Origin of the sequence: Streptomyces sp. NPDC006197 (genome assembly GCF_040613865.1) — a bacterium.
GTDB lineage: Bacteria > Actinomycetota > Actinomycetes > Streptomycetales > Streptomycetaceae > Streptomyces.
Genome location: NZ_JBEXSZ010000016.1, coordinates 25,974 through 49,178, shown reverse-complemented (window position 1 = coordinate 49,178; position 23,205 = coordinate 25,974). Strand labels below are relative to the sequence as shown.

Genomic DNA, 23,205 nt, shown 5'->3' with positions numbered 1-23,205 from the left:
ACGTGGGCATCGGGGACTTCATCAGCGACATCACTCCGGACGTCGTCGAGGACGCGGTCGAGGACGGCGTCGAGTGGGTCGGCAACCGCGTCGAGGACGCCGGGAACTGGACCGCCGACCGGCTGGACGACGTCGGCTGGGAGTCCGGCGCGGACTGGGTGCGCGAGCAGTCGCGTTCGGTGGCGAACCGGATGGGCGCCGAGGTCGACGAGATGGACCTCGGGCAGACCGAGGACAAGACCAAACTGATCTACGGCAGCCCCTCCAAGCTGCGGGAGACCGCCTCCCACCTGCGGGACCTCCAGGCGTCCTTCGAGAAGGTCGGACAGGGACTGAAGGGCCTCGACGCGTCCGCCGTGAAGGGCGAGGCCGCCGACGCGTTCCGGGAGAAGGTCGCGGTCGAGCCGCCCAAGTGGTTCAAGGGCGCGGACGCCTTCGGCAAGGCCGCCGACGCCCTGGCGAGCTTCGGCCTCACCGTCGAGTGGGCTCAGGGACAGGCCCAGACCGCCATCGAGAAGTGGAAGGCGGGCACCAAGGCGTCCGCCGACGCGGCCGACGCGCACGACAAACGCGTCGACGACTACAACAAGGCCGTCGACAGCTACAACGCCCAGCCCGCCGACAAACGGAACCCGGCCTCCCTGCCGCCCAGACCGGGCGCCTTCACCGACCCCGGCAAGGCCCTGATGGAGGAGGCGCAGGAGATCCTCGCCGAGGCCCGCAAACAGCGCAACGCGGCCGCCGAGACGGCCCGCACGGCGGTCCGGGCGGCCCGGGACGCGGCCCCGCCCAAGCCCTCGTACGCCGAGCAGGCCAAGGACGGCCTCGACGAACTGCAGGTGATGCAGACGCACTTCGGCGGCGGCGTCATCAAGGGCACGGCCGGTCTGCTCAGCTTCGTCCGGAGCGTCAACCCCACCGACCCGTACAACATCACCCACCCCGCCGAGTACTTCACCCAGCTCAACAGCCTCGCCTCCGGCCTCGTCCTCATGGCCAACGACCCGTGGGGCACGGGCAAGCAGATGGTCGACAACTTCATGAAGGACCCGGCGGAGGGGTTCGGCCGGCTCGTCCCCGACCTGCTGCTCACGGCCGCCACCGCCGGCGGTGGCGCGGCCGTCAAGGGCGTCCGGGTCGCGGCCGAGGGAGCGGACCTGGCCTCCGATGCCAACCGCGCCCGCCGTCTGCTCGACGGATCGCCGAACGGCACCCACAACCGCCCCGACCCCCACCGCCTCGTCGACGAGACCGACCCGGTGGACCTCGCCTCGGGCCGGATGTTCCTGCCCCAGACCGACGTCTCCCTCCCCGGCACCCTCCCGCTCACCTTCACCCGGCGCGTCGAGTCCGGATACTCCGCCGGACGCTTCTTCGGCCCCTCGTGGTCCTCCACCGTCGACGAGCACCTGGAGATCGACGCGCGGGGCGTCGTCCACGTCACGGACGACGGCCTCCTGCTCCCCTACCCGCACCCCGTGCCCGGCCTCCCCACGCTCCCCGAGTCCGGCACCGGCCGCCGTCCGCTCGCCCGCGACGAGTCCGGGGACTACACGCTCACCGATCCGGACACCGGCCTGACCCGGCACTTCGCCGCGCCCGCCGGCGCCGAACCCGGCGGCGACGGAGAGGCATGGCTCGTACGGACGGTGGACCGCAACGGCCACGCCGTCACCATCGACCGCACCGAGGACGGCACCCCGCTCGCCCTCGTCCACACGGCCGGCTACCACGTCGACGTCACCACCGAGAACGGCCGGGTGACCCGCCTCGCCCTGCGCCTCCCCGACGGCACCGGGCAGGACCTCGTCCGCTACGGCCACACCGACGGCGACCTGACCGCGGTCACCAAACCCTCCGGGGCCACCCTCGCCCTCGCCTACGACGACCGGCACCGGGTGATCACCTGGACCGACTCCAACGGCAGCCGCTACGACTACGCCTACGACGAGCACGACCGGGTCATCGGCGAGGGCGGCGAGGACGGCCACGTCCAGCTCACCCTCTCCTACGGCCACCCCGATCCGGCCACCGGCCACCGCACCACCACCCTCACCACCGCCGACGGACGGGTCACCCGCCATCTGATCGACGGCGCCTGCCGCGTCCTCGCCACCGTCGACCCGCTCGGCCACACCACCCGGCTCGGCCACGACGCCCACGGGAACCTCCTCACCCGCACCGACGCCCTCGGCCGGACGACCGCCTTCTCGTACGACGAAGAGGGCCGGCTGCTCACGGTCGTCCGGGCCGACGGCAGCCGCCTCTCCACCGTCCGGGACGACCGGGGCCTGCCCGTGGAGTTCACCGACGCCGACGGCGGGCGGACCCGCCAGGAGTTCGACGACCGCGGCAACCTCACCGCCGTCACCGACCCCGCCGGCCACACCACCCGCTACGCCTACGACGACCGGGGCCACCTCGTCGCCACCACCGACCCCTCCGGCGCCGTCACCACCTTCCGCTGCGACCCCGCCGGACTCCCCCTGGAGGTCGGCGACCCCCTCGGCGGCACCACGCGGTGCGAGCGCGACGCCCACGGCCGGCTCGTCCGCGTCACCGACCCGCTCGGCGCCGTCACCACCCTGGAGTGGACCGAGGACGGCGAACTCGCCCGGCGGGTCCGCCCGGACGGCACCACCGAGGCATGGTCCTACGACGGTGAGGGCAACTGCACCGCGTACACCGATCCGAACGGCCTCACGACCCGCTTCGAGTACACCCACTTCGACCTGCTCGCCGCCCGCACCGGCCCCGACGGCGCGCGCCATGCCTTCGAGCACGACGCCGCCCTCCGCCTCACCCGGGTCACCGACCCCCAGGGGCTGACCTGGGACTACGTGTACGACCAGGCCGGCCGCACGGTCGCCGAGACCGACTTCGACGGGCGGACCGTCACCTACGAACTGAACGCGGTCGGGCAGGTCACCGCCCGCACCGCTCCCTCCGGCCAGACCGTCCGCTACGAGCGGGACGCGCTCGACCGGGTCGTCCGCAAGGACGCGGCCGGAGCCGTCACCACCTACGCGTACGACGCCGCCGGCCGGATGGTCCGCGCCGAGGGTCCCGACAGCGAACTCGTCCGGCAGTACGACCGGCGCGGCGAGCTCAAGGCCGAACTCGTCGACGGCCGCCCGCTCACCTACGCCTACGACGACGCCGGACGCCTCGCCCGCCGCACCACCCCCACCGGACACGTCACCGCCTACGCGTACGACACCGCCGGCCGGCTCGCCCAGCTCACCAGCGGCACCCGGCGGATCTCCTTCGCCCACGACACGGCCGGACGGGAACTGCGCCGCGCCTTCGGCGACACCCTCGCCCTCACCACGTCCTGGGACGGGTCCGGGCGGCTGACCGGCCAGCACCTGACCGCGGGCGCCCGCACCGTCAACCGCCGCGCCTACACCTACCGCGCCGACGGCCACCTCACCGCGCTCGACGACGCCCTGCGCGGCTCCTTCCGCTACGGCCTCGACACCACCGGCCGCGTCACCACGGTCACCGCCGCGGGCTGGACGGAGTCGTACGCCTACGACGCCTCCGGCAACCAGACCTCCGCCTCCTGGCCCGGCGGCCACCCCGGCCAGGACGCCACGGGCCCCCGCAGCTACACCGGAACCACCCTCACCCGCGCCGGATCCGTCCGGTACGAGCACGACGCCGGCGGCCGGATCACCCTGCGCCGCCGGGCCCGGCTCTCCGGAAAGGCGGACACCTGGCGGTACACCTGGGACTCCGAGAGCCGCCTCACCGCCGTCACCACCCCCGACGGGACGCGCTGGCGCTACCGGTACGACCCGCTCGGCCGCCGCACCGCGAAGCAGCGGCTCGCCGACGACGGCGAGACGGTGGTCGAGGAGACCCTGTTCACCTGGGACGGCCCGACCCTGTGCGAACAGGTCACGACCGCACCCGAGCTGCCCCGCCCCGTCGCCCTCACCTGGGACCACCGGCACGCCAAGCCGCTCGCCCAGACGGAACGCGTCCTCGGCACGGACGCCTCGCAGCAGGCCGTCGACGAGCGCTTCTTCGCCATCGCCACCGACCTCGTCGGCACCCCCACCGAACTCGTCGACGAGACCGGCCGGGTGGCCTGGCACAGCCGCGCCACGCTCTGGGGCACCACCACGTGGAACAGCGGCGCCACCGCCTACACCCCGCTCCGGTTCCCCGGTCAGTACTTCGATCCCGAGACCGGTCTCCACCACAACTACTTCCGGCAGTACGACCCGGAGACCGCCCGCTACCTCACCCCCGACCCGCTGGGGCTCCTCCCCGCCCCCAATCCGGCCGCCTACGTCCACAACCCGGTCACCTGGTCCGACCCGCTCGGCCTCTCCCCCTACCGCGGGCTCGGACTCAGCGACGAGGCGATGAACGCCATCCAGAAGCTGGAGAACATCAAGGCCGACCCGATCGGCCGCATCAACTCCGAACCCAACCACAACCACTACTCGGCGGCGCGGCGCGAGGCGGGCGGCGAGGTGGTGGCCCGCAAGCCGGACGGCACCCCGTTCGACCACGTCCAGGACCTCACGCAGGCCGCGAACGGACTGGAGAACGTCCGCAAGGCCCTGTGGAAGGAGATGGAGAAACTACCGGACGGCATGACCGAGCGCGGGCTCGAAGTGCTCCTCAAGAAGCACGACGAGACCGTGTACCACCTGGACCGTGTGAAAGGCTTCCTGCACCAGATCAAGCAGCAGCCGTGACCGACGCCAGAAACGGAACAGTGCGCCCATGACCGACGAGAACAACCACGCCACCGAGGTACGGGAGCGGTGGGCCCGACCGGAGAACGCCCCCGCCCTCGACGGCATCCGCGCCGCCCTCGCCGGCGGCGGCGACTGGCGCGCGCTCGTGCGCGAGTGGACCCGGCCCTGGGGCACCGAGAACGACCTGGCCGGCATTCCGCTCGCCGGCGTGGGCCTCGGCGGCGTGGACCTGACGGGCGTCATCCTCAGCTACGCCGACCTGAGCGGCGCCGACCTGAGCGGCTGCGACCTCACCGACGCGTTCCTGACGGGCACCGACCTGCGCGACGCCACGCTGGTGAACGCGACCCTCACCCGCGTCAACGCCGGGCTCTGCGACCTCAGCGGCGCCGACCTGAGCGGCGCGAACGCGGACGACGCCGTGTTCTCCCGCGCACGTCTCGTCGGCACCCGGCTGTCCGGCGCCTCCTTGCGCCGGGTGAAGTTCGTCGCGGCCGAACTCGGCGACGCGGACTTCTCGGACGCTGACCTGTCGGACGCCGTCCTGGTCGCGGCCAGGACGGCGGGCATGATCCTGGACGGCGCACACCTGGAGGGGACCCGCCGCGGCTCACTCCGCCCGTGAGCCCGTGAGTCCTTACGGCGGACCGGGGACGGTGACGGCCCGGTCGAGGCGTGCGCGTAGGACCGAAGCCGGTACGCGGCCGGGGAAGACCCTGGGTGCGGTATCGCGATGTCCCGGGTCTGTCGGGAGCGGCGAAGCGCCTGCCGGCCTTGTGGACCTGGGCCGTTACAGCACATGAGCATGGCCGGGCGCCGCGACCGCGGCCCTGTCAGGGCCGCTGGTGGACAACCGCCGCAGCGTAGCCGTCCGGAGCGACGACGTCGGTGAGGGACCAGCCCGGTGGAGGCGGGGGCGGGGTGGGGGCGGTGCCCAGGTAGTCCGTGGCCGTGCCGCGGGACAGGCCGGTGCCGAGGGCCTTGAGGTAGGCCTCCTTGCGGGCCCAGGCACGGCCGAACGCGCGTGGGCGTTCGGCCGGCCGGAGGGCGTCGAGTTCCGCGATCTCGCGAGGGTGCAACAGGGGGCCCAGCTTGGTCGTGACCTCCGCATCGGGGATTTTCTCGACATCCACGCCAACCGGGCTGTCGGCGAAGGCAAGGAGCACCAGGCCACGGGTGTGGGAGAGGGAGAAGTGGATCTCGTCGCCCCCTACGGCCGGCCGACCGTGGGGTTTCCCGCAGCCCGGGTTGGGGCAGGGCCGACGAATGATCCGGACGCGGTCCGGGGACATGTCCAGGTACAGGCCGAGGAGCATGCGCAGACCGACGTGTGCGGCCGCATAAGCGTCTCGGTCGGCCTGGTGGCGAAATGCTGCCGCCCGCTCGCGCTCCTCACTGTCGAGCGTGCCCGCAGCCAGCCGTGCCGCCCAAGCGGCACGACGGGTGACGTCGACCGACCATACGACTGGGGAGTCCGACGCTCCGGGACGGGCGAGCGGCAACAGGTGCTCGGGGTCGAGTTCGAGGGGGACGCTCGGAGACGGCGCAGCGATCATGGATCCACCGTAACGGCGAGGGGGCCGCAAGAACTGCCCCGTGAGCAAACCCACGAAAGGCCGTACGGGCCTTCACCGTGTCGAGAGCCGGCGAGCGGGACACGCAGGGCTCCGGTGAGTACGGACGCCCCGGGGAAGCGCAGGCCGAGGGCGAGTGGGACGCTGCGGATCCGGCCGAGGTCAAGGGGACGTTGGCCGACCTCGGGTACGCGATCGTTCCCGAGGAGCTACGGGAGTGCGACCGGCCGGCCTGGTCCTCGAAGACGATCCAGCCGTCGCAGGCCGCCGCGGTGCTCCTACCCGCGGCCGGCCCAGGGAACTCGCCGCCGCCGAGGCCCTCGCCACGGTGTGCCGATCCACCGGCTCCGCACGCCGGGCGGCGAGCCGTCGGAGGCCGTCCGGGACGTGCGTGGAGAGCGGCGGCCCGGCTCCGCGCATGCGGCTCACGAACGTCCCGCCCGCAGGCCCGCCCGTCCTCCTCCGCTCCCGCCCGATGAGAGTCGGGCGGGCGGTACGGGGCGGGAACGCCGGTCAGGCCTCCGGGGCGCCGCCGAAGCGCTCACGGTAGGACTCCAGGTCCTCCTCCGTGATCTTCGCGAAGAGCACCGGAGGCACCGTGAACGCGGTGCCGGCCGGGACGGTGTCCAGGGACCTGGCCTGCTCCGCGGTCACCCAGGTCGCGGTGTCCTTCTCCAGGGCGAAGGCCCCGCGCATGGCGGCCGACGAGGTCGGGATGAACGGCTCGGAGACGACCGCGTACAGGTGGATCAGGTTCATCGCGGTACGGAGCGTCAGTGCGGCGCCGTCGGCGTCGGTCTTGATCTCCAGCCAGGGGGCCTTCTCCTCCAGGTAGGAGTTGCCCGCGGACCACAGCGCACGCAGGGCGGCGGCGGCCTTGCGGAACTGGAGGGCCTCCATCTGCTCCTCGTACTCGCCGAGCAGACGCGCGATCTCCTCGCCCAGCTTCGCCTCCGCCTCGCCGGCGGCGTGCCCGGCCGGGACCTCGTCGCCGAACCGCTTGCGGGAGAACGACAGCACGCGGTTGACGAAGTTGCCGAGGGTGTCCGCCAGGTCCTTGTTCACCGTGGCCGTGAAGTGCTCCCACGTGAAGGAGGAGTCGTCCGACTCGGGGGCGTTGGCGATCAGGAAGTAGCGCCAGTAGTCGCCGGGCAGGATCTCCAGGGCAGCGTCGGTGAAGACGCCGCGCTTCTGGGAGGTGGAGAACTTGCCGCCGTAGAACGTCAGCCAGTTGAAGCCCTTGACGACGTCGACCTTCTTCCAGGGCTCGCGCACGCCGAGCTCGGTGGCCGGGAACATCACCGTGTGGAAGGGGACGTTGTCCTTCGCCATGAACTGCGTGTACCGGACGGTGTCGTCGGCCTCGTACCACCACGACTTCCAGTCACGGGTCTCACCGTCGGAGGCGGCGTCCGCCCACTCCTTCGTCGCGCCGATGTACTCGATCGGGGCGTCGAACCAGACGTAGAAGACCTTGCCCTCGGCCGCGAGCTCCGGCCAGGTGTCGGCCGGCACCGGGACGCCCCAGTCGAGGTCGCGGGTGATGGCGCGGTCGTTCAGGCCCTCGGTCAGCCACTTGCGGGCGATGGACGTGGACAGGTGCGGCCACTGGTCGCTGACGCCGGCGATCCACTCCTCGACCTCGTGCTGGAGCTTGGACTGCAGCAGGAAGAGGTGCTTGGTCTCGCGGACCTCCAGGTCCGTGGAACCGCTGATCGCCGAGCGCGGGTCGATCAGGTCGGTCGGGTCGAGCACGCGGGTGCAGTTCTCGCACTGGTCGCCGCGGGCCTTGTCGTAGCCGCAGTGCGGGCAGGTGCCCTCGACGTACCGGTCCGGCAGGAAGCGGCCGTCGACCGGCGAGTACACCTGGCGGATCGCCCGCTCCTCGATGAAGCCGTTCTCGTTCAGCTTCCGCGCGAAGTGCTGGGTGATCTCGACGTTCTGCTGCGAGGAGCTGCGCCCGAAGTAGTCGAAGGCCAGCTCGAACCCGTCGTACACGGCCTTCTGCGCGTCGTGCGCCTGCGCGCAGAACTCGGCGACGGACAGGCCGGCCTCCTTGGCGGCCAGCTCGGCCGGCGTGCCGTGCTCGTCGGTGGCGCAGACGTAGAGGACGTCGTGACCGCGCTGGCGGAGGTACCGGGAGTACACGTCCGCCGGAAGCATCGACCCGACCATGTTGCCCAGGTGCTTGATCCCGTTGATGTAGGGAAGCGCGCTGGTTACCAGGTGTCGAGCCATCCTTGGATGCTCCATTTCGTACGTACGGCGCCGGTGGCGCTGCCACGGCGGGCCCAGGTCGGGAGGCCGCAGCCGACGCGATCACTCCGATCGCACGTCGACGTCACTCATGGTGGCGGAACGGGACTGCAAGCCACCGTCATCGTATCGAACCGGGGGTCGGGCCGGCCCGCGGGTTTTCCCCCGTCTCTCCTTGCCGCGCCCGAAAAGCGCTCGGCCGTCCGGGACAGGCGGCCAAGCGAGTCCCGGACGGCCGAGGCGTTCCCCATCTTACGGACTGAAGGGCGTCGGCATCCCGAGGCGAAGCCGGAGCTGCGCCCCGGTGGACGTTCACGCCGTTGGACTCGTAGTACCCGCAGACGGCCTGGATGACCGAGCGCGGCTTCAGGGTCGTGGCCCCGTTGTCCAGGTACGAGATCGCGCGTCCGTCGATCTCCCGGCCCAGGTCCGGTACGAGGCTTCCGCAATGGCTCGGTACGGCCTCCACGAGGTCCTCGCCCGCGCGTCGCCACCGCGCTTACACGTCTCGCAGGCGCAGCATCGCGCCGCCGACGGTGAGCGCGCCGGTGGCCCACAGAGCCACGACGCCGAGACCCTCCCAGGGACCGATCGGGAGCTGCTCGATGCCGATCGTCGTCTGGACCGAGAGGCCGGCCGTCATGGGGGCGATCTGCTGGAGCAGCTTCTGCCAGTCCGGGTCCGTGATCACCTGGGTGAGGATCGGGAAGAGGAACAGCAGACCCAGCACGATCCCGATCGCCGTCGCCGAACTCCGCACGATCAGCGCGATGCCGAGGCTCAGCAACCCGATCAGGGCGAGGTAGAGGACGGACCCCACGGCGGCGCGCAGCGTCTCCGAGTCGGCCGGCGACATCGCCTCGTAGCCGTGCGCCTCGATGAAGCCACGGCCCGGCTGCACCGTTCCGCCGATCAGCAGGGACCCGAAGACGGCGACGGCGCCCGCCGCCACGATCACGGCGCTGAGCACGGCCGCCTTCGAGAACAGGACGGTCAGCCTGCGCGGTACCGCGGCGACCGTGCTCTGCATCATGCCGGTGCTGTACTCGTTGCCGACCATCAGCACCGCGACGATCGCGACCACGACCTGACCGACCATCACACCCGTGAGGCTGAGCTTCGTGGCGTCCTCGCCACAGCCCGGGGAGTCACACCGGGAGGTCATGGCCACCGCCGCGCCGACCGCCAGGGTCAGCGCCACGGCGCCGAACAGCAGCCAGGCGTTGCTGGTGTCCGTCCGCAGCTTCGTCCACTCCGCGCGTCCTGCGCACCTCATGCGTCCCTCCGTCGGATCAGGACCAGGGCGCCGGCGAAGGCGGCCGCGGCGTAGGCGCACAGGACGGCGAAGCCCGCCCACGGCGCCAGCGGGAAGTAGCCGTGCATCGGCGAGTAGACCGTGACGACCTGGTCGTAGTGGGTGACGGTCTGCTGGATGGCGAACCCCGCGGCCGGTGTGACCTTCAGGAGCCAGTCCGAGGCCGTGGGCGGCAGAACGGACGCGGTGGCGAGCAGATACGGCAGCACCATGCCGACGACCACCACCGTGATGGTCACCGCGCTGCGCCGCAGGATCGCGCCGACCGAGAGGGCGAACACGCCGGCCGCCGCCAGCAGCAGGCCCGTGCCCACGACGACCCTCAGCTCCGTCGACGACGGCACCGTCAGGACCGGAAAGCCGTTCGCCAGGGACCGTGCCGCGCCGAACGGCACCATGAACGCGGCGGCGGTCGTCCCCGCCAGGAAGGCCGCACAGCCCACCACGAGGGCCTTCGCCACCAGCACGCGCCCTCGGCCCGGACTGGCCGCGAACGTGACGCCGACGAGCCCGCGCCGGTACTCGGCGGTCATGTAGCCCGCGGCCACGACGACCATCATGATCAGCCCCGCGAACGCGCCGACGAGGAAGTTCGAGAGGATGCGCACGCCACTGGCGGCCGGCCCGCCGACCACCGGCGCGATGTCACCGGCCCCGGTGATGCGGTAGCCCCCGTCGGCGCGGACCGCCTCGCCCTTCGTCGACCGGCTGTAACTGCCGCTCGTACCGGCGCCGTCACTGACCTGGCGCTCCTGCCAGGCGTCGCCGCTCCACCCACCGCTCAGGGTGGGCGCGCCGAACGCGCCGGTGGCGACCGCCGGGTTGAAGCCCGTTCCGGTACCGGTGTCCTCCGTGGCCGAGGGCGAGGTCGCGAACAGTCCGACCTGCGGCGACTCCGAGAGCCCGGACAGGCGGGCGGTGCCCACCTCGGTCCACTTGCTGCCGTCCGTCGACTGATAGCCGGTCACCGTCTCGCCGGAGCGCTCCAGCCGCAGCCAGCGCGGCGCCTGGGCCGACGCCGCGCCGGGCATCCCCGCCGTGTCGTGCGTGAAGTCGTACTGCATCCGCACGCCGTGCGCCCCGGTGACCATCATCGCCGCGTACGAGGACCCCGGCTCGAGGGAGTCCTTCACGATGACGCCGGCCTTCGCCCAGGGCGCGAGACCGGGCTTGTTCTCCGTGGGCGACGCCGCGACCTGACCGGTCAGCGAGGACACCGGCACCGTGATGCTGCCGTCGCCCTTCAGCGGCTGGTGCAGGAAGTAGAAGGCGTCGTTGACCGCGTCGCCCGACGGACCCACGGGCAGCTTCGTCGCGTTGGCGCCGCCGTCGTTGCTCTGGGCCGTCGCAAGCAGACCGACCAGGCAGGTGACCACCAGCGCACCGACCGTGCCGAGCACCCAGCCGCGCACGGTCCGGAACTTGGTCCACTCCGCGCGCAGTACGCGTCCGAAGCCGCCCCGGGCCTGCCGGTGCGCGGCGGGCGACGGCGAGAGGGTCGTGGTCATCGGCCGGCCTCCCCGGTGACGACCCCGCGGTACTGCACGGAGTCCCGGGTGAACTCCATGTACGCCTCTTCCAGGGACGCGCGGTGCGAGGACACCTCGGAGAACGGCACCGCGTGCGCACCGAGCACGGACACGACGTGCTCGGCCGACAGGTCGGTGACACTGAGCGTGTCGGTGCCCGTCGAACTCACCGTCGCGCCGGCCCGTGCGAGCACGTCCATCGCCTGCGTACGGGCCGACGTGCGCAGTGTGATGCGCCCCTCGGACACCGACGCGAGCAGGTCCCGCACGCTCATGTCGGCGACGACCTTGCCGCGCCCGACGACAACCACGTGATGGGCCGAGTCCTGCAGCTCGCTCATCAGGTGACTGGACACCAGCACGGCACGACCCTGCTCGGCGAGCGACGCCAGGAAGCCCCGCATCCACATGAAGCCCTCGGGGTCCAGGCCGTTGAACGGCTCGTCCAGCATGAGCATCGGCGGGTCGCCGAGCAGCGCCGCCGCGATGCCCAGCCGCTGCCGCATGCCCAGGGAGAAGCCGCCTGCCTTGCGCCCCGCCACGTCCTGCAGGCCGACCCTGCGGATCGCCTCGTCCACCGCGGCGGTGCCGAGCCCCTGCGAGTGCGCCAGCCACAGCAGGTGGTGGCGGGCCGTCCGGCTCGGCTGCACGGCGGACGCGTCGAGCAGCGCACCGACGTGCTTCAGCGGCGTGCGCAGCGTCCGGTACGGGCGCCCGCCGACCAGCGCGCTCCCCTTGTCCGGCTTGTCCAGGCCGAGGATGACACGCATCGTCGTCGACTTGCCGGCGCCGTTCGGACCGACGAAGCCGGTGATCTGCCCCGGCCTGACGGAGAACGACATGCCGTCCAGTGCCTGGGTGCTGCCGAAACGCTTGTAGACGTCCCTGACCTCGATCACGGCCTGTGACCCATCGATCGTCTTGTCCATGCGAGAAGGCTAGGAAGAACAGGGGGTACGAGTCCTCACGGAAAGGAACGAAGTTCCGGGGCGCGCACGTGGGGGACGGAGCAGGCCGCCTCTCCCCCGTACGAGGGAGGAGCGGTCTGCCACCTGAGGATGAGGCCCGGGATCAGAGGTCGAACTCCTCGTACTCCGTGTCCTCGACGCCCTCCGCTGGGGAAGAACACGTGAAGAGCGCCGCCGCTTGTACTTCGGCTGTACTTCGGCGACGGCGCCGACCACCGGAGGGGCGCCGGATGCGTTCAGCCGCCGGGGCTCAGTCGGTGCGGCGCAGTCCCGGGACGACGAGGCCGGTTTCGTACGCCGTGATGACGGCCTGGGTGCGGTCCCGCAGGCCGAGTTTCGTCAGGGTCCGGCTGACGTGCGACTTGACCGTCTCCTCCGTGACGTGGAGGCGGGCGGCGATCTCCCCGTTGGACATGCCGTCGGCGACGAGCAGCAGGACCTCGGTCTCCCGGGCCGTGAGCGTGTCGAGGGTCGACGACGCGGGCTTGGCGGCCGGAGTGCCGCCGGGCAGCTTCGTGAACTCGCTGATCAGCCGGCGGGTGACCCCGGGATCGAGCAGGGCCTCTCCGGCGGCGACGACGCGGACGGCGTCGAAGAGCCGCTCGGCGGTGGCGTCCTTGAGCAGGAAGCCGCTGGCGCCGGCGCGCAGTGCGTCGTAGACGTACTCGTCGAGGTCGAAGGTCGTCAGGATGAGGACGCGGGGGGCGTCCCCTCCGTCGGGCGCGTCGCCGAGGAGCTGCCGGGTGGCCTCTATGCCGTCCATCTCGGGCATGCGGATGTCCATGAGGACGACGTCCGGGGACACCTCGCGGCAGACCCGGACCGCGTCGACGCCGTTGGTGGCGGTCTCGACGATGGTGAATTCCGGCTGGGAGTCGAGGAGCGCGGCGAATCCGGTGCGGACGACGAGGTGGTCGTCCGCGACGACGACGCGGATCGGTGTCGGCGGGGTGGTCATGGGGTCCGTTCTGGCTTGGCGGGGAAACTGGCTTTGACGAGGAATCCACCGGCGTCCGCCGGACCTGTACTGATCTGCCCGCCGACGGCGGCGACCCGTTCCCGCATGCCGAGCAGGCCGTGGCCGCCGCTGCCGGGCGGCGCGGGCGGCGCTCCGGGGCCGTTGTCGCGGATGCTGACGTGCAGGGCGTCGTGGGCGTAGTGCAGTTCCACGTCGACGGGGGCGCCCATCGCGTGTTTGCGGGCGTTGGTGAGGGACTCCTGGACGATGCGGTACGCGGCCAGCTCGATGCCGGGTCCCATGGGGCGCCGGCTGCCGCTGAGGATGAGCCGGATGGTGGCGGTGCCGGCCTTGCGGGCCTCGTCGAGCAGGTCGTCGAGCCGGGTGAGGTCGGGCTGCGGTCGGCGCTCGGCGCCGGTGGGGGGCTCGTCGTCGTCGCGCAGTACGCCGAGCAGGCGGCGCATCTCCGTGAGGGCGGCGCGGGCGGTGTCGCCGATGCTGAGGAGCCGTTCGCTGCCCGCGGCGGGCATGCCGGGGGTGGCCACGCGGGCGGTCTCGGCCTGCACGGCGATCATGGAGACGTGGTGGCCGACGACGTCGTGGAGTTCGCGGACGATGCGGGCGCGCTCCTCGCGGGCGGCGTTCTCCCACTGGCTGCCGGCCATGACGTCGCGGGTGGCGTCGTGTTCCCGGTCGCCCCGTCGTGCGCGGCGGGCGAGTCCGGCGAAGGCGGCCATGGGGGCCAGCGCGGCGAGAAGGACGGTGCGCACGCGGTAGTCGGCGGTGTCCGCGGATCCGGCGCCTGCGACCTCGAGGGCGAGGGCGAGGAACGGCACGCTGAACAGCATCGCCGCGAGGAGGTGTCCGCGGCGGCCGAGCCGGTACTGGGCGAGCAGCTGGGCGGCGAAGCCCGCCAGCGTCAGCGTGTGGAAGATGGTGAGGGAGCCGAAGCTCGCCGCGGTGACCGTGAGTCCGGCGAGGACGGGGCGCAGGAGGGCCAGTGGCAGGGCGGTGCAGAGGCATAACAGGCCTATGATCATGGCGAGTTGGATGCTGGCGCCGTTCTCGGTGGCGTTCTGCGCGGTGGTCGCGAACATCCGGGGGATCGATCCGTGCTCGGCGACCAGTTCGGCGAGCGATTCGGCGATCGCGAGCCCGCCCAGCGTGGCGACGAACACGGCGTTGCGGGGGAGGGCCGAGGCCCGCCGCAGCACTCCGGTCCAGCTGTCACGCCAGGCACTCGCACGGTTCACGCCAGTCATTATGGCGGTCGGCCCTGGGCGCGGCCGTCCCTCCACCCGGTGATCAGGTGCTCCCTCGCGCGAGGGACGGGGGTGTCGCTCGCGCGAGGGAGGAGGGCGGTGCACGGCTCAACGACGCGTCTCCTCCGAGGCCCTGGGTCACCTGGTCCGTACGACCGCCGAAGCCCACCCGGATGTGCTGCGGGCTGTCAGGGGCCGCCGTCATCCGGCCCGGTGCACGCTCCACCGCTGTCGGCGTGAACCCGCAGGGCCATGGCGGCCGGGCGCATGCGGGAGCACCGAACTATGGTGTCCCACCACATACGCCCCTGACCTGCGCCTTCCTACGGTATGGCGACACCGAAACGTCCCCGTACCTGCCTGGAAGTGGTGCACATGGCCGCCGCAACAACCGCTCCCACACCCCCCGGTTCCCTCAAGCGCATCGTCGCCGCCAGCCTCATCGGCACCACCATCGAGTGGTACGACTTCTTCCTCTACGGGTCGGCCGCCGCGCTGGTGTTCAACAAGCTGTTCTTCCCCGAGTCCGATCCGCTGGTCGGGACGCTGCTCTCGTTCCTGACCTACGCGGTCGGGTTCGCCGCGCGGCCGCTCGGCGCGCTCGTCTTCGGGCACTACGGGGACCGGCTCGGGCGGAAGAAGCTGCTGGTCCTGAGCCTGCTCATGATGGGCGGGGCGACGTTCGCGATCGGACTGCTGCCGACGTACGCGACCGTCGGGTCCGCCGCTCCGGTGCTGCTCACGGTGCTGCGGCTCGTGCAGGGCTTCGCGCTCGGCGGTGAGTGGGGCGGGGCCGTCCTGCTCGTGTCCGAACACGGCGACGCGAAGCGGCGCGGGTTCTGGGCCTCCTGGCCGCAGACCGGGGCGCCGGCCGGCCAACTGCTCGCGACCGGTGTGCTGTCCGCGCTGACCGCGCTGCTCTCGGACGCCGCCTTCGCCTCCTGGGGCTGGCGCGTACCCTTCCTGCTCTCCGGCGTCCTGGTGGTCGTCGGCCTGTGGATCCGGCTCTCGGTCGACGAGTCGCCGGTCTTCAAGGCGGCGCTCGCCGCCGCCGAGGAGCGCAAGGCGGTCGCCGGGCAGGTCGAGAGGATGCCGCTGGTCGCGGTCCTCAAGCACCACTGGCGGGACGTGCTGATCGCGATGGGCGCCCGCATGGCGGAGAACATCTCGTACTACGTCATCACCGCGTTCATCCTCGTGTACGCGACCACGCAGGTCGGCCTGAGCAAGCAGACCGCGCTGAACGCCGTCCTCATCGCCTCCGCCGTCCACTTCGCCGTCATCCCCGCCTGGGGCGCGCTCTCCGACCGGATCGGCCGCCGCCCGGTCTATCTGATCGGCGCGGTCGGCGTCGGCGCCTGGATGTTCCCGTTCTTCCTGCTCATCGACCACGGCGGCTTCGGCTCCCTGCTGCTCGCCGTCACGGTCGGTCTGGTCCTGCACGGGGCGATGTACGCGCCGCAGGCGGCCTTCTTCTCCGAGATGTTCGCGACCCGGATGCGCTACTCCGGCGCCTCCATCGGCGCCCAGTTCTCCTCCGTGGCCGCCGGCGCCCCCGCGCCGCTCATCGCGACCGCGCTCCTCGCCGACTACGGCAGTTCGACCCCGATCGCCCTGTACGTGATCGCCGCCGCTCTGCTCACCGTCGTCGCGATCGCCGCCGCCCGCGAGACCCGCGACCGGGATCTCGGCGGGGTCGACGAGCGGAGCCCCGAGGACGCCCGCGTCCGCGCCGACGTCTGATCCCGGGGTCCGGAAGGCCCCGTGCCCCGCTCGTGTCGAGCGGGGCACGGAGCCTTCCTCCGGGCGTCACCTGTCCGCGACGGCGTCCGACAGGGCGTGCAGGCGCAGGGCGAGCTGGATCTCCAGGGCGCGGGCCGGGGTCTGCCAGTCGGGGCCGAGCAGTCGGCCGACGCGCTCCAGGCGCTGGGCCACCGTGTTGACGTGGACGTGGAGTTCGTCCTTGGTGCGGGCCGGGCTCATGCCGCTGGCGAAGTAGGCGTCCAGGGTGCGGACCAGTTCGGTGCCGCGCCGCCGGTCGTACGCGACGACCTGACCGATCGTCCGGCCCACGAAGCCGTCGATGTCCCGGCCGTCGGCGAGGAGCAGGCCGAGGAAGCCGAGGTCCTCGGCGGCCGCGCCCTGCCCCGAGCGGTGCAGCAGGACGAGCGCGTCCAGGCAGCGGCGGGCCTCCTGGTACGCGACGGCGACCTGGTCCGGGCGGTCGAGGAGCGTCCGTACGGGCGCGGAGGCACCGACGGTGACCGGCTCGCGCAGGGTGCCGCCGAGGTTCCGGGCGGTCTGGCGGGCGAGGTCGGCGGCACTCTCCCCCGGGCCGAGCGGCAGCAGCAGGACCGTCCCGCCGTCACGGGCCGAGGCGAGCCCGTGCCGGGTGGCGGCCAGGTGCGAGGCGGCCGACCACAGGCGCTGGCGGTCGGCGCTCTCGCGGCCTCCGGCGTCGGCCTCGGAGGCGTCACCGGCGGCCCGGTCGATGCGGGCGGCGAGCACGACGTGCGGTGCCTCGCTGTCCGTACGGAGCCGGGCGGCGCGCTCGCGGAGCAGCCGGCGGTCCCGGTCGGGGGCGTCGAGGAGGTCGTCGAGGAGCTCGCCGCGCACCCGCTGCTCGGCCTCGCCCGCCGAGCGGCGGGCGAGCAGCAGCAGGGAGGTGACGAGGGCGGCGCGCTCCAGGGTGCGCTGGTCGACGGGGTCGAGGTCGGGCTGGCCGTGGAGCACGAGGGCGCCCAGGGTCTCGCCGCCGGCCGACACGGCGGCCACCCAGTCGTCGCCCTCGCGGACCGCGTGGCCCCCGGCGCGGCGGGCGGAGCCGGCGCCCGCCTCGGTGAACTCGACGGTGCCGCCGAGGACCTCGGAGACGGCGTCGGCGACGTCGTGGACACCGCCGCCGCGCAGGACCAGTTCGGAGAGCCGGTCGTGGACCTCGGAAGCCCGCTCGATGACGGCGCTGTGCTCGCGGATGATGTCGTTGGCCCGCTCCAGCTCGGCGAGGGCCGAGCGGGTCTCGGCGAGCAGGTTGGCGGTGTCGATGGCGACGGCGGCGTGCGCGGCGAAGGAGCCGAGCAGCGCGACCTGTTCGCGCTCGAAGACCCTGGCCCTGCGGTCGGCGGCGAACAGCACGCCGATGACCTGGCTGCCGAGGCTGAGCGGCACGCCGAGGATGGCGACGAGGCCCTCGTCCCGTACCGCCGCGTCGATGGTCCGCGTGTGCTGGAAGCGCGGGTCCTCGAAGTAGTCCTCGGTGACGTACGGGCGGGCGGTCTGGGCGACGAGGCCGCCGAGCCCCTCGCCCATGCCGAGGCGCACCTGCTGGAACCGGGCGGAGACCGAGCCCTCGGTGACCCGCATGTACGTGTCGCCGGCGGCCGGGTCGTTGAGGCTGAGGTAGGCGACCTCGGTGCCGAGGAGCGAGCGGGCGCGCTGCACGATGGCGCGCAGCACCGCGTCGAGGTCGCGGAGTCCCGCGAGGTCGTGGGCGGTGGCGAAGAGCGCGGAGAGCTCCGCCTCGCGGCGCCGCCGCCCCTCCAGCTCGGCCCGGACCCGCAGTGCGAGCTGCTTGGCCTCCTCGAGCTCGGCCAGCGCCTCGGGGCCCGCGCCGCTCGCACGGGCGAGCAGCACGGGCCGGTCGTAGGCCTCCGTCCCTGCTCCCCGGGCGAGGAGTTCCAGGTAGGAGACGTGTTCGTGGGACATGGACACAGGGATACCTGCCGTACGTGTGGTCGCACCACCCCTGTGGATGAGCTTCCCCGGGGACTGCCTCAGTGGGCGGTCCAGCCGCCGTCGAGGGTGAGGGAGGTGCCGGTGATGAAGGAGGCCTGCGGGGTGCAGAGGTAGAGGACGGCCTCGGCGACCTCCTCCGGTTCGATGAGCCGCTTGAGCGCCGAGTCCTTGAGGAGGACCTCGGTGAGGACGCGCTCCGGCGGGATGCCGTGGGCGGCGGCCTGGTCGGCGATCTGCCGTTCGACGAGCGGGGTGCGGACGTAGCCGGGGCTGACGCAGTTGGAGGTGACCCCGTGCGGGGCGCCTTCGAGGGCGGCGGTCTTGGAGAGGCCCTCCAGCCCGTGTTTGGCGGCCACGTAGGCGGACTTGAAGGCGGACGCGCGCAGTCCGTGGACGGAGGAGAGGTTCACGATCCGCCCCCACCCCTGGCCGTACATGTGGGGCAGGGCGCCCCGGATCAGCCGGAAGGGCGCCTCCAGCATCACGGTGAGCACGGTGTGGAAGACGTCCGGCGGGAACTCCTCGATGGGGCGGACCAGCTGGATCCCGGCGTTGTTGACGAGGATGTCGGTGCCGGCGGCCACCGCCTCCGCGGCGTCCAGGTCGGTCAGGTCGAGGAGCCGCGGTTCGAGGTCGCCGGGGAGCGAGCCGGCCTCCTCGGCCAGGCTCCGGAGGCCCTCGGCGGCCCGGTCGACGGCTCTGACCCGGGCGCCGGCGGCGGCGAGCCGCAGCGCGCAGGCGCGCCCGATGCCGCCGGCCGCGCCGGTGACGAGCGCGGTGCGGCCGGTGAGGTCGAGGGCGGGGCCCGCGGCGCGGGGCAGGGGCGAGGCGACGTCGGCACCGGGCTCGGTGCCGGGGACGGTGGTGGGGGCGCTCATGTCCCGCACCCTATGAACGGGCCCCTCCCCCACCGATGTGTGCCGGGCCCATAGTTCAGCTGGTTGCTGTGGTGCGGAACCATGTGGGTTCATCGGCGAGCGCCTTCTCGATCCGCAGGTACGAGAAACGCTTCATCTCCGGCAGCTCGTCCACCCCGAACCAGCCGACCTCGGTCGACTCCTCGTCGTTGACCCGCGCCTCGCCCCCGATCGCCCGGCAGCGGAACGAGACGTCCATGTACTGGCAGATGTCGCCGTTCGGGTAGACGACGGGCTTGCGCAGGGTCTCCACGAGCACGATCCGCTCGGGCACGCAGCGCACCGCGGTCTCCTCGAACACCTCGCGCACCACGCAGTCGGCGGGCTGCTCCCCCGGGTCGACGATGCCGCCGATGACCGCCCACAGGCCGTTGTCGGCCCGCTTGCCGAGCAGGACGCGGCCCCGGTCGTCGAAGACGACGGCGCTGACGCCCGGCAGGAAGAGCAGTTGGTGGCCGGCCGTCGCGCGCAGTTCGCGGATGAAGTCAGGAGTGCCCATGCCCCGACCCTAGATCATCTACGGGTCGGGGCCGGACCCGAATTCAGGCCGCGGGGGTCCGGCGGGCGCGCACCGCGCGGGCGCCGGCCCAGCCGAGCCCGGCCACCGCGAGCACCGCGAGCAGGGCCTCGGGCAGGGTGCCCAGCCGGGTCGCGGGGGTCTGCGAGGAGCGCAGCGGCACCTTCTCGACGAGGACGTCCGGGGTGAAGATCTTCGTCTGGGAGACGATCTCGCCGTCGGGACGGATGATCGCGCTGACGCCGCTGGTCACGGGCACGACGACCGACCGGCTGTGCTCGACCGCGCGCACCCGGCTCATCGCGAGCTGCTGGTAGGTCATCTCGCTGCGGCCGAAGGTGGCGTTGTTGCTGGGGACGGAGATCAGCTGGGCGCCGTGGGTGACGGTGTCGCGCACGGCCCAGTCGAAGGCCGCCTCGTAGCAGGTCGCCAGGCCCACCTTCGTACCGGCGAGGTCGAAGACGCCGACCTTGGTACCGGCGCCGAAGTCCCGGCTCACCCGGTCGACGTTGCTGTTGAAGATCCGTACGAAGGGCCGCATCGGGATGTACTCGCCGAAGGGCTGGACGTGCCGCTTGTCGTACGTGGCGACGGGGCCGCGCTCGGGGTCCCACTGGATGAGGGTGTTGCGGAGCTTGCCGGTCTGGGGGGTGACGACGGCGCCGACCACGGTGGGCACGCCGATCGCCTTGACGGCGCCGTCGATGGCGTCGGCCGCGTCGGCGTTCGCGTACGGGTCGATGTCGGAGGAGTTCTCCGGCCACAGCACGAAGTCGGGCTGCGGCTCACGACCGTCCTTGACGGCCTGGGCGAGCTCGCGGGTGCGGGCCACGTGGTTGTTGAGGACCTCCCGGCGCTGGGCGTTGAAGTCGAGGCCCAGACGGGGCACGTTGCCCTGGACGGCGGCGACGGTGGCGGTGCCGTCCTCGGCGGAGTCGTCGACGAGCGGCAGCGCGGCGAGGGCGCCGGTGACCGGGACGAGCACGGCGAGCCCCGCGGCGGCGAGCGGGCCGCGCGGGACGGTGCCGGTGGTCCGGTACGCGCGGAACCGCCGGCACGCCTCGTACAGGCCGAAGCCGCACAGGGCGACCGCGAAGCCGAGCACCGGGGTGCCGCCGACGGCGGCGAGCGGCAGGAAGACGCCGTCCGCCTGTCCGAAGGCCACCTTGCCCCAGGGGAAGCCGCCGAAGGGCACGCGCGCGCGTGCCCCCTCCGCGAGGATCCACACCCCGGCCGCGAAGAAGGGCCACCAGGGGAGCCGGGAGACGGCCGCGATGCCAAGACCGGCGGCGGCGACGAAGAGCGCCTCGACGGCGGCGAGCGCCAGCCACGGGCCGGCGCCGACCTCCTCGCCGGTCCATACGAGGAGCGGGAGGAGGAAGCCGAGCCCCGCGAGGTAGCCGAGGCCGAAGCCGGCGCGGAGACGGCGGCCCCGGAGAGTCCAGCCGAGCAGCGCGAAGGCGGGCAGCGCGAGCCACCACAGGGGGCGCGGGGGGAAGCTCAGGTAGAGCAGGAACCCGGACAGCAGAGCCGCCCCGGGCCGCGTGAACCGCCGCAGCCGGGCGGCCGACGTGGGGGCGGTTTCGGGTCCGGACGCGTCGACGGGGGTGATGGTGGCGCTCACCCAGCGGAGTCTACGGGGCTTTCCCGTCCCTCAGGAGGGCGGTACGGCTCGTCCCGGAACCCGTGTGACCGGCGCGGACCCGTCCTCCAGGGGGCACGGGCGGGCTCACACACCGGTCGCGGCGGGCGGGGCCGGTGGGGCGGGGCGGCGGAGGCGGGCGCGGATGACTCGGACCGCGGACTCCGCGTCGTCGACGGTCACCGTGAAGCTCAGGCCGTCGCCGAGGCGCAGGACCAGGCCCTCGCCCCGCCGGACGATCACGGCCGTGCCCTTCTCGGGCCGCCAGCGGTAGCCCCAGCCGCCCCACTGGCGCGGGGTGACGCTCGGCGCGAAGTCGGCGCCGACGACATGGGCGAGCGGGATGCGGCGGCGCGGCACGCCGATGTGGCCGCAGCGGACCTCCATGGCGCGGTCGTCGACCTTCACGGCGACGTGGACGAAGGCGAGGGTGCCGAAGAGGACGAGCAGTCCGGCCGCGACGCAGCCGATCACCGCCATGAGGAGGGCGGCGATGCCGGAGGTCCACGCGGACTCGACGGCGATGGTGATGCCCAGGGCCATGCAGGCGGCACCGGCGACGGCGGCGACCCACTGGAAACGGTTGGTGGCGCGACCGGTCCAGACGACGGGCACCAGCTCGTCGGCGCGCGGGCTCCGGTCCCGGGAATGCTCCCTCATAAGGGGAGAGTACCCAGGTTCACCGGGAACAGCGCGCCGGACCGCGATCACGCGGTGACGCTCGGTGAAGGGGGAGGGCGGCCGTCCGTGGAATGCCCCGGCGGAGGGGTGGCGCGCTGGAGGCTCGGCGTGAGGCGCTCCACAAGCCGGGGCCTCGACGTGGGGCGGTCGCGTGAGGGGTGCTCGTGGTGAGTGCGGCACACCCGCCGGACGCAGCGCGAGGCGCTTGGCGCTCCGCGCGGGGCGGGTTCGGCGTCGGGCGGCGCAGCGCGAGGCGGTCCGGGCGCGCGTCGGGCGCGGCCCGTGGCGCGCGGGTCCCCTCGGCGCTCAGTGTGCGGCGGCCGTGGCTGCCAGGGTGCGGCCTTCCGCGTAGGCGAGGGCCGGGGCGGGGAGTCGGCCGGGGCGCCCGCTGAGCAGGACGGAGAGGGTGCCGGTGGGGGCCGCGTCGGGCGCGGGCTCGGCGCCGATCCGGCGCAGGGCCTGTGCGGCGACGGCGTCGGCGGAGCCGTGGAAGACGATCGGCGGCAGTCCGGCCCGGCGGCGGGCCTCCAGGGCGGCGAGGATCCGCTCCTCGACCAGTTCGTAGTGGGTGCAGCCGAGGACGACGGCGCGGACGTCGGTCGGGGTGAGCTCGGCCGCCGCGGCGACGGCGGAGTCCACCGCGTCCTGGTCGGCGTGCTCGACGGCGTCGGCGAGCCCGGGGCAGGGCACCTCGGTGACCTCGGCGCCGTCGGCGAAGTCGCGGATGAGTCCGCGCTGGTAGGCGCTGCCGGTCGTGGCGGGGGTGGCCCAGATGGCGACCTTGCCGCCGGCCGCGGCGGCGGGCTTGATCGCGGGCACGGTGCCGATGACGGGGACGTCCGGTTCCAGGGCGGCGCGCAGGGCGGGCAGGGCGTGCACGGTGGCGGTGTTGCAGGCCACGATGAGCGCCTGCGGGCGGTGCTCGGCGGCGGCGAGGGCGACGTCGAGGGCACGCCCCGTCAGGTCCTCGGGGGTGCGGGGGCCCCACGGCATGCCGTCGGGGTCGTTGGAGAGGAGGATGTCCGCGTCCGGTCGGAGCCGGCGCACCGCGGCCGCCGCCGGGAGGAGGCCGATTCCGGAGTCCATGAGCGCGATCTTCACCCGGTCACCCTAGCCGATGAGCCGTTCGTCCC

The 23,205-nt window shown here is 72.9% G+C and carries 17 protein-coding genes; 3 read left to right on the top strand and 14 right to left on the bottom strand.

Annotated elements, in window-relative coordinates; genetic code table 11:
• Nucleotides 1-2 precede the first annotated feature (2 nt).
• Together ABZ318_RS07655 and ABZ318_RS07650 are read left to right on the top strand one after the other, a co-directional pair.
• Complete coding sequence (locus ABZ318_RS07655) at nucleotides 3-4,715, top strand: putative T7SS-secreted protein (protein WP_356901586.1); 4,713 nt, start codon at nucleotides 3-5, stop codon at nucleotides 4,713-4,715.
• Between the two features lie 28 nt (nucleotides 4,716-4,743).
• Nucleotides 4,744-5,343 carry a pentapeptide repeat-containing protein gene (locus tag ABZ318_RS07650; protein ID WP_356901585.1) on the top strand — a complete coding sequence of 200 codons (600 nt, stop codon included), beginning with the start codon at nucleotides 4,744-4,746 and terminating at the stop codon, nucleotides 5,341-5,343.
• 208 nt (nucleotides 5,344-5,551) lie between these two features.
• Here ABZ318_RS07650 and ABZ318_RS07645 read toward each other — a convergent pair whose 3' ends face one another.
• The 8 genes from ABZ318_RS07645 to ABZ318_RS07610 form a co-directional block, all read right to left on the bottom strand.
• Nucleotides 5,552-6,274, bottom strand: a complete 723-nt coding sequence (locus ABZ318_RS07645) for a 4'-phosphopantetheinyl transferase superfamily protein (protein WP_356901584.1) — start codon at nucleotides 6,272-6,274, stop codon at nucleotides 5,552-5,554.
• 531 nt (nucleotides 6,275-6,805) lie between these two features.
• Nucleotides 6,806-8,530 carry a methionine--tRNA ligase gene (metG, locus tag ABZ318_RS07640; protein ID WP_356901583.1) on the bottom strand — a complete coding sequence of 575 codons (1,725 nt, stop codon included), beginning with the start codon at nucleotides 8,528-8,530 and terminating at the stop codon, nucleotides 6,806-6,808.
• A gap of 139 nt (nucleotides 8,531-8,669) precedes the next feature.
• The gene (locus ABZ318_RS07635) at nucleotides 8,670-9,017 is read right to left on the bottom strand and encodes an aminotransferase class V-fold PLP-dependent enzyme (RefSeq protein WP_356901582.1); all 348 of its coding nucleotides are present in this window, start codon (nucleotides 9,015-9,017) and stop codon (nucleotides 8,670-8,672) included.
• A 30-nt stretch (nucleotides 9,018-9,047) separates the two neighbouring features.
• Nucleotides 9,048-9,824: an ABC transporter permease gene (locus tag ABZ318_RS07630; protein WP_356901581.1), complete on the bottom strand. Its 777-nt coding sequence runs from the start codon at nucleotides 9,822-9,824 to the stop codon at nucleotides 9,048-9,050.
• Complete coding sequence (locus ABZ318_RS07625) at nucleotides 9,821-11,371, bottom strand: hypothetical protein (protein ID WP_356901580.1); 1,551 nt, start codon at nucleotides 11,369-11,371, stop codon at nucleotides 9,821-9,823. Before ABZ318_RS07625 ends, ABZ318_RS07630 begins: the two co-directional genes overlap by 4 nt.
• Entirely contained in the window at nucleotides 11,368-12,321 is a 954-nt protein-coding gene (locus ABZ318_RS07620) for an ATP-binding cassette domain-containing protein (RefSeq protein ID WP_356901579.1), read from the bottom strand. The genes ABZ318_RS07625 and ABZ318_RS07620 overlap by 4 nt, the downstream gene beginning before the upstream one ends.
• 289 nt (nucleotides 12,322-12,610) lie before the next feature.
• Nucleotides 12,611-13,318 carry a response regulator transcription factor gene (locus ABZ318_RS07615; protein WP_356901578.1) on the bottom strand — a complete coding sequence of 236 codons (708 nt, stop codon included), beginning with the start codon at nucleotides 13,316-13,318 and terminating at the stop codon, nucleotides 12,611-12,613.
• Entirely contained in the window at nucleotides 13,315-14,571 is a 1,257-nt protein-coding gene (locus tag ABZ318_RS07610) for a histidine kinase (RefSeq protein WP_356901577.1), read from the bottom strand. Before ABZ318_RS07610 ends, ABZ318_RS07615 begins: the two co-directional genes overlap by 4 nt.
• 384 nt (nucleotides 14,572-14,955) lie before the next feature.
• On the opposite strand from ABZ318_RS07610, the gene ABZ318_RS07605 reads away from it, so the two are divergent.
• A complete protein-coding gene (locus ABZ318_RS07605; protein ID WP_356901576.1) occupies nucleotides 14,956-16,323 on the top strand; it encodes an MFS transporter in 1,368 nt (455 codons plus the stop codon).
• A 66-nt stretch (nucleotides 16,324-16,389) separates the two neighbouring features.
• On the opposite strand, the gene ABZ318_RS07600 is transcribed toward ABZ318_RS07605, so the two are convergent.
• The 6 genes from ABZ318_RS07600 to ABZ318_RS07575 form a co-directional block, all read right to left on the bottom strand.
• Nucleotides 16,390-18,285, bottom strand: coding sequence for a GAF domain-containing protein (locus ABZ318_RS07600; RefSeq protein ID WP_356901575.1), 1,896 nt, complete (start codon nucleotides 18,283-18,285; stop codon nucleotides 16,390-16,392).
• Between the two features lie 68 nt (nucleotides 18,286-18,353).
• Nucleotides 18,354-19,193: a 3-hydroxybutyrate dehydrogenase gene (locus tag ABZ318_RS07595; RefSeq protein ID WP_356901574.1), complete on the bottom strand. Its 840-nt coding sequence runs from the start codon at nucleotides 19,191-19,193 to the stop codon at nucleotides 18,354-18,356.
• 55 nt (nucleotides 19,194-19,248) lie between these two features.
• Nucleotides 19,249-19,731, bottom strand: coding sequence for an NUDIX domain-containing protein (locus ABZ318_RS07590; protein ID WP_356901573.1), 483 nt, complete (start codon nucleotides 19,729-19,731; stop codon nucleotides 19,249-19,251).
• Between the two features lie 43 nt (nucleotides 19,732-19,774).
• Entirely contained in the window at nucleotides 19,775-21,373 is a 1,599-nt protein-coding gene (gene lnt, locus ABZ318_RS07585) for an apolipoprotein N-acyltransferase (RefSeq protein ID WP_356901572.1), read from the bottom strand.
• Nucleotides 21,374-21,478: 105 nt separating this feature from the next.
• A complete protein-coding gene (locus ABZ318_RS07580) occupies nucleotides 21,479-22,051 on the bottom strand; it encodes a hypothetical protein (protein ID WP_356901571.1) in 573 nt (190 codons plus the stop codon).
• Between the two features lie 327 nt (nucleotides 22,052-22,378).
• Nucleotides 22,379-23,173, bottom strand: a complete 795-nt coding sequence (locus ABZ318_RS07575) for an aspartate/glutamate racemase family protein (protein ID WP_356901570.1) — start codon at nucleotides 23,171-23,173, stop codon at nucleotides 22,379-22,381.
• Nucleotides 23,174-23,205 lie beyond the last annotated feature (32 nt).

Coding starts and splice junctions, on each gene's coding strand:
- ABZ318_RS07650 (WP_356901585.1), top strand. CDS start 4,744: ATGACCGACGAGAACAACCACGCCACCGAGGTACGGGAGCGGTGGGCC.
- ABZ318_RS07645 (WP_356901584.1), bottom strand. CDS start 6,274: ATGATCGCTGCGCCGTCTCCGAGCGTCCCCCTCGAACTCGACCCCGAG.
- metG (WP_356901583.1), bottom strand. CDS start 8,530: ATGGCTCGACACCTGGTAACCAGCGCGCTTCCCTACATCAACGGGATC.
- ABZ318_RS07630 (WP_356901581.1), bottom strand. CDS start 9,824: ATGAGGTGCGCAGGACGCGCGGAGTGGACGAAGCTGCGGACGGACACC.
- ABZ318_RS07625 (WP_356901580.1), bottom strand. CDS start 11,371: ATGACCACGACCCTCTCGCCGTCGCCCGCCGCGCACCGGCAGGCCCGG.
- ABZ318_RS07620 (WP_356901579.1), bottom strand. CDS start 12,321: ATGGACAAGACGATCGATGGGTCACAGGCCGTGATCGAGGTCAGGGAC.
- ABZ318_RS07615 (WP_356901578.1), bottom strand. CDS start 13,318: ATGACCACCCCGCCGACACCGATCCGCGTCGTCGTCGCGGACGACCAC.
- ABZ318_RS07605 (WP_356901576.1), top strand. CDS start 14,956: ATGGCCGCCGCAACAACCGCTCCCACACCCCCCGGTTCCCTCAAGCGC.
- ABZ318_RS07600 (WP_356901575.1), bottom strand. CDS start 18,285: ATGTCCCACGAACACGTCTCCTACCTGGAACTCCTCGCCCGGGGAGCA.
- ABZ318_RS07595 (WP_356901574.1), bottom strand. CDS start 19,193: ATGAGCGCCCCCACCACCGTCCCCGGCACCGAGCCCGGTGCCGACGTC.
- ABZ318_RS07590 (WP_356901573.1), bottom strand. CDS start 19,731: ATGGGCACTCCTGACTTCATCCGCGAACTGCGCGCGACGGCCGGCCAC.
- ABZ318_RS07580 (WP_356901571.1), bottom strand. CDS start 22,051: ATGAGGGAGCATTCCCGGGACCGGAGCCCGCGCGCCGACGAGCTGGTG.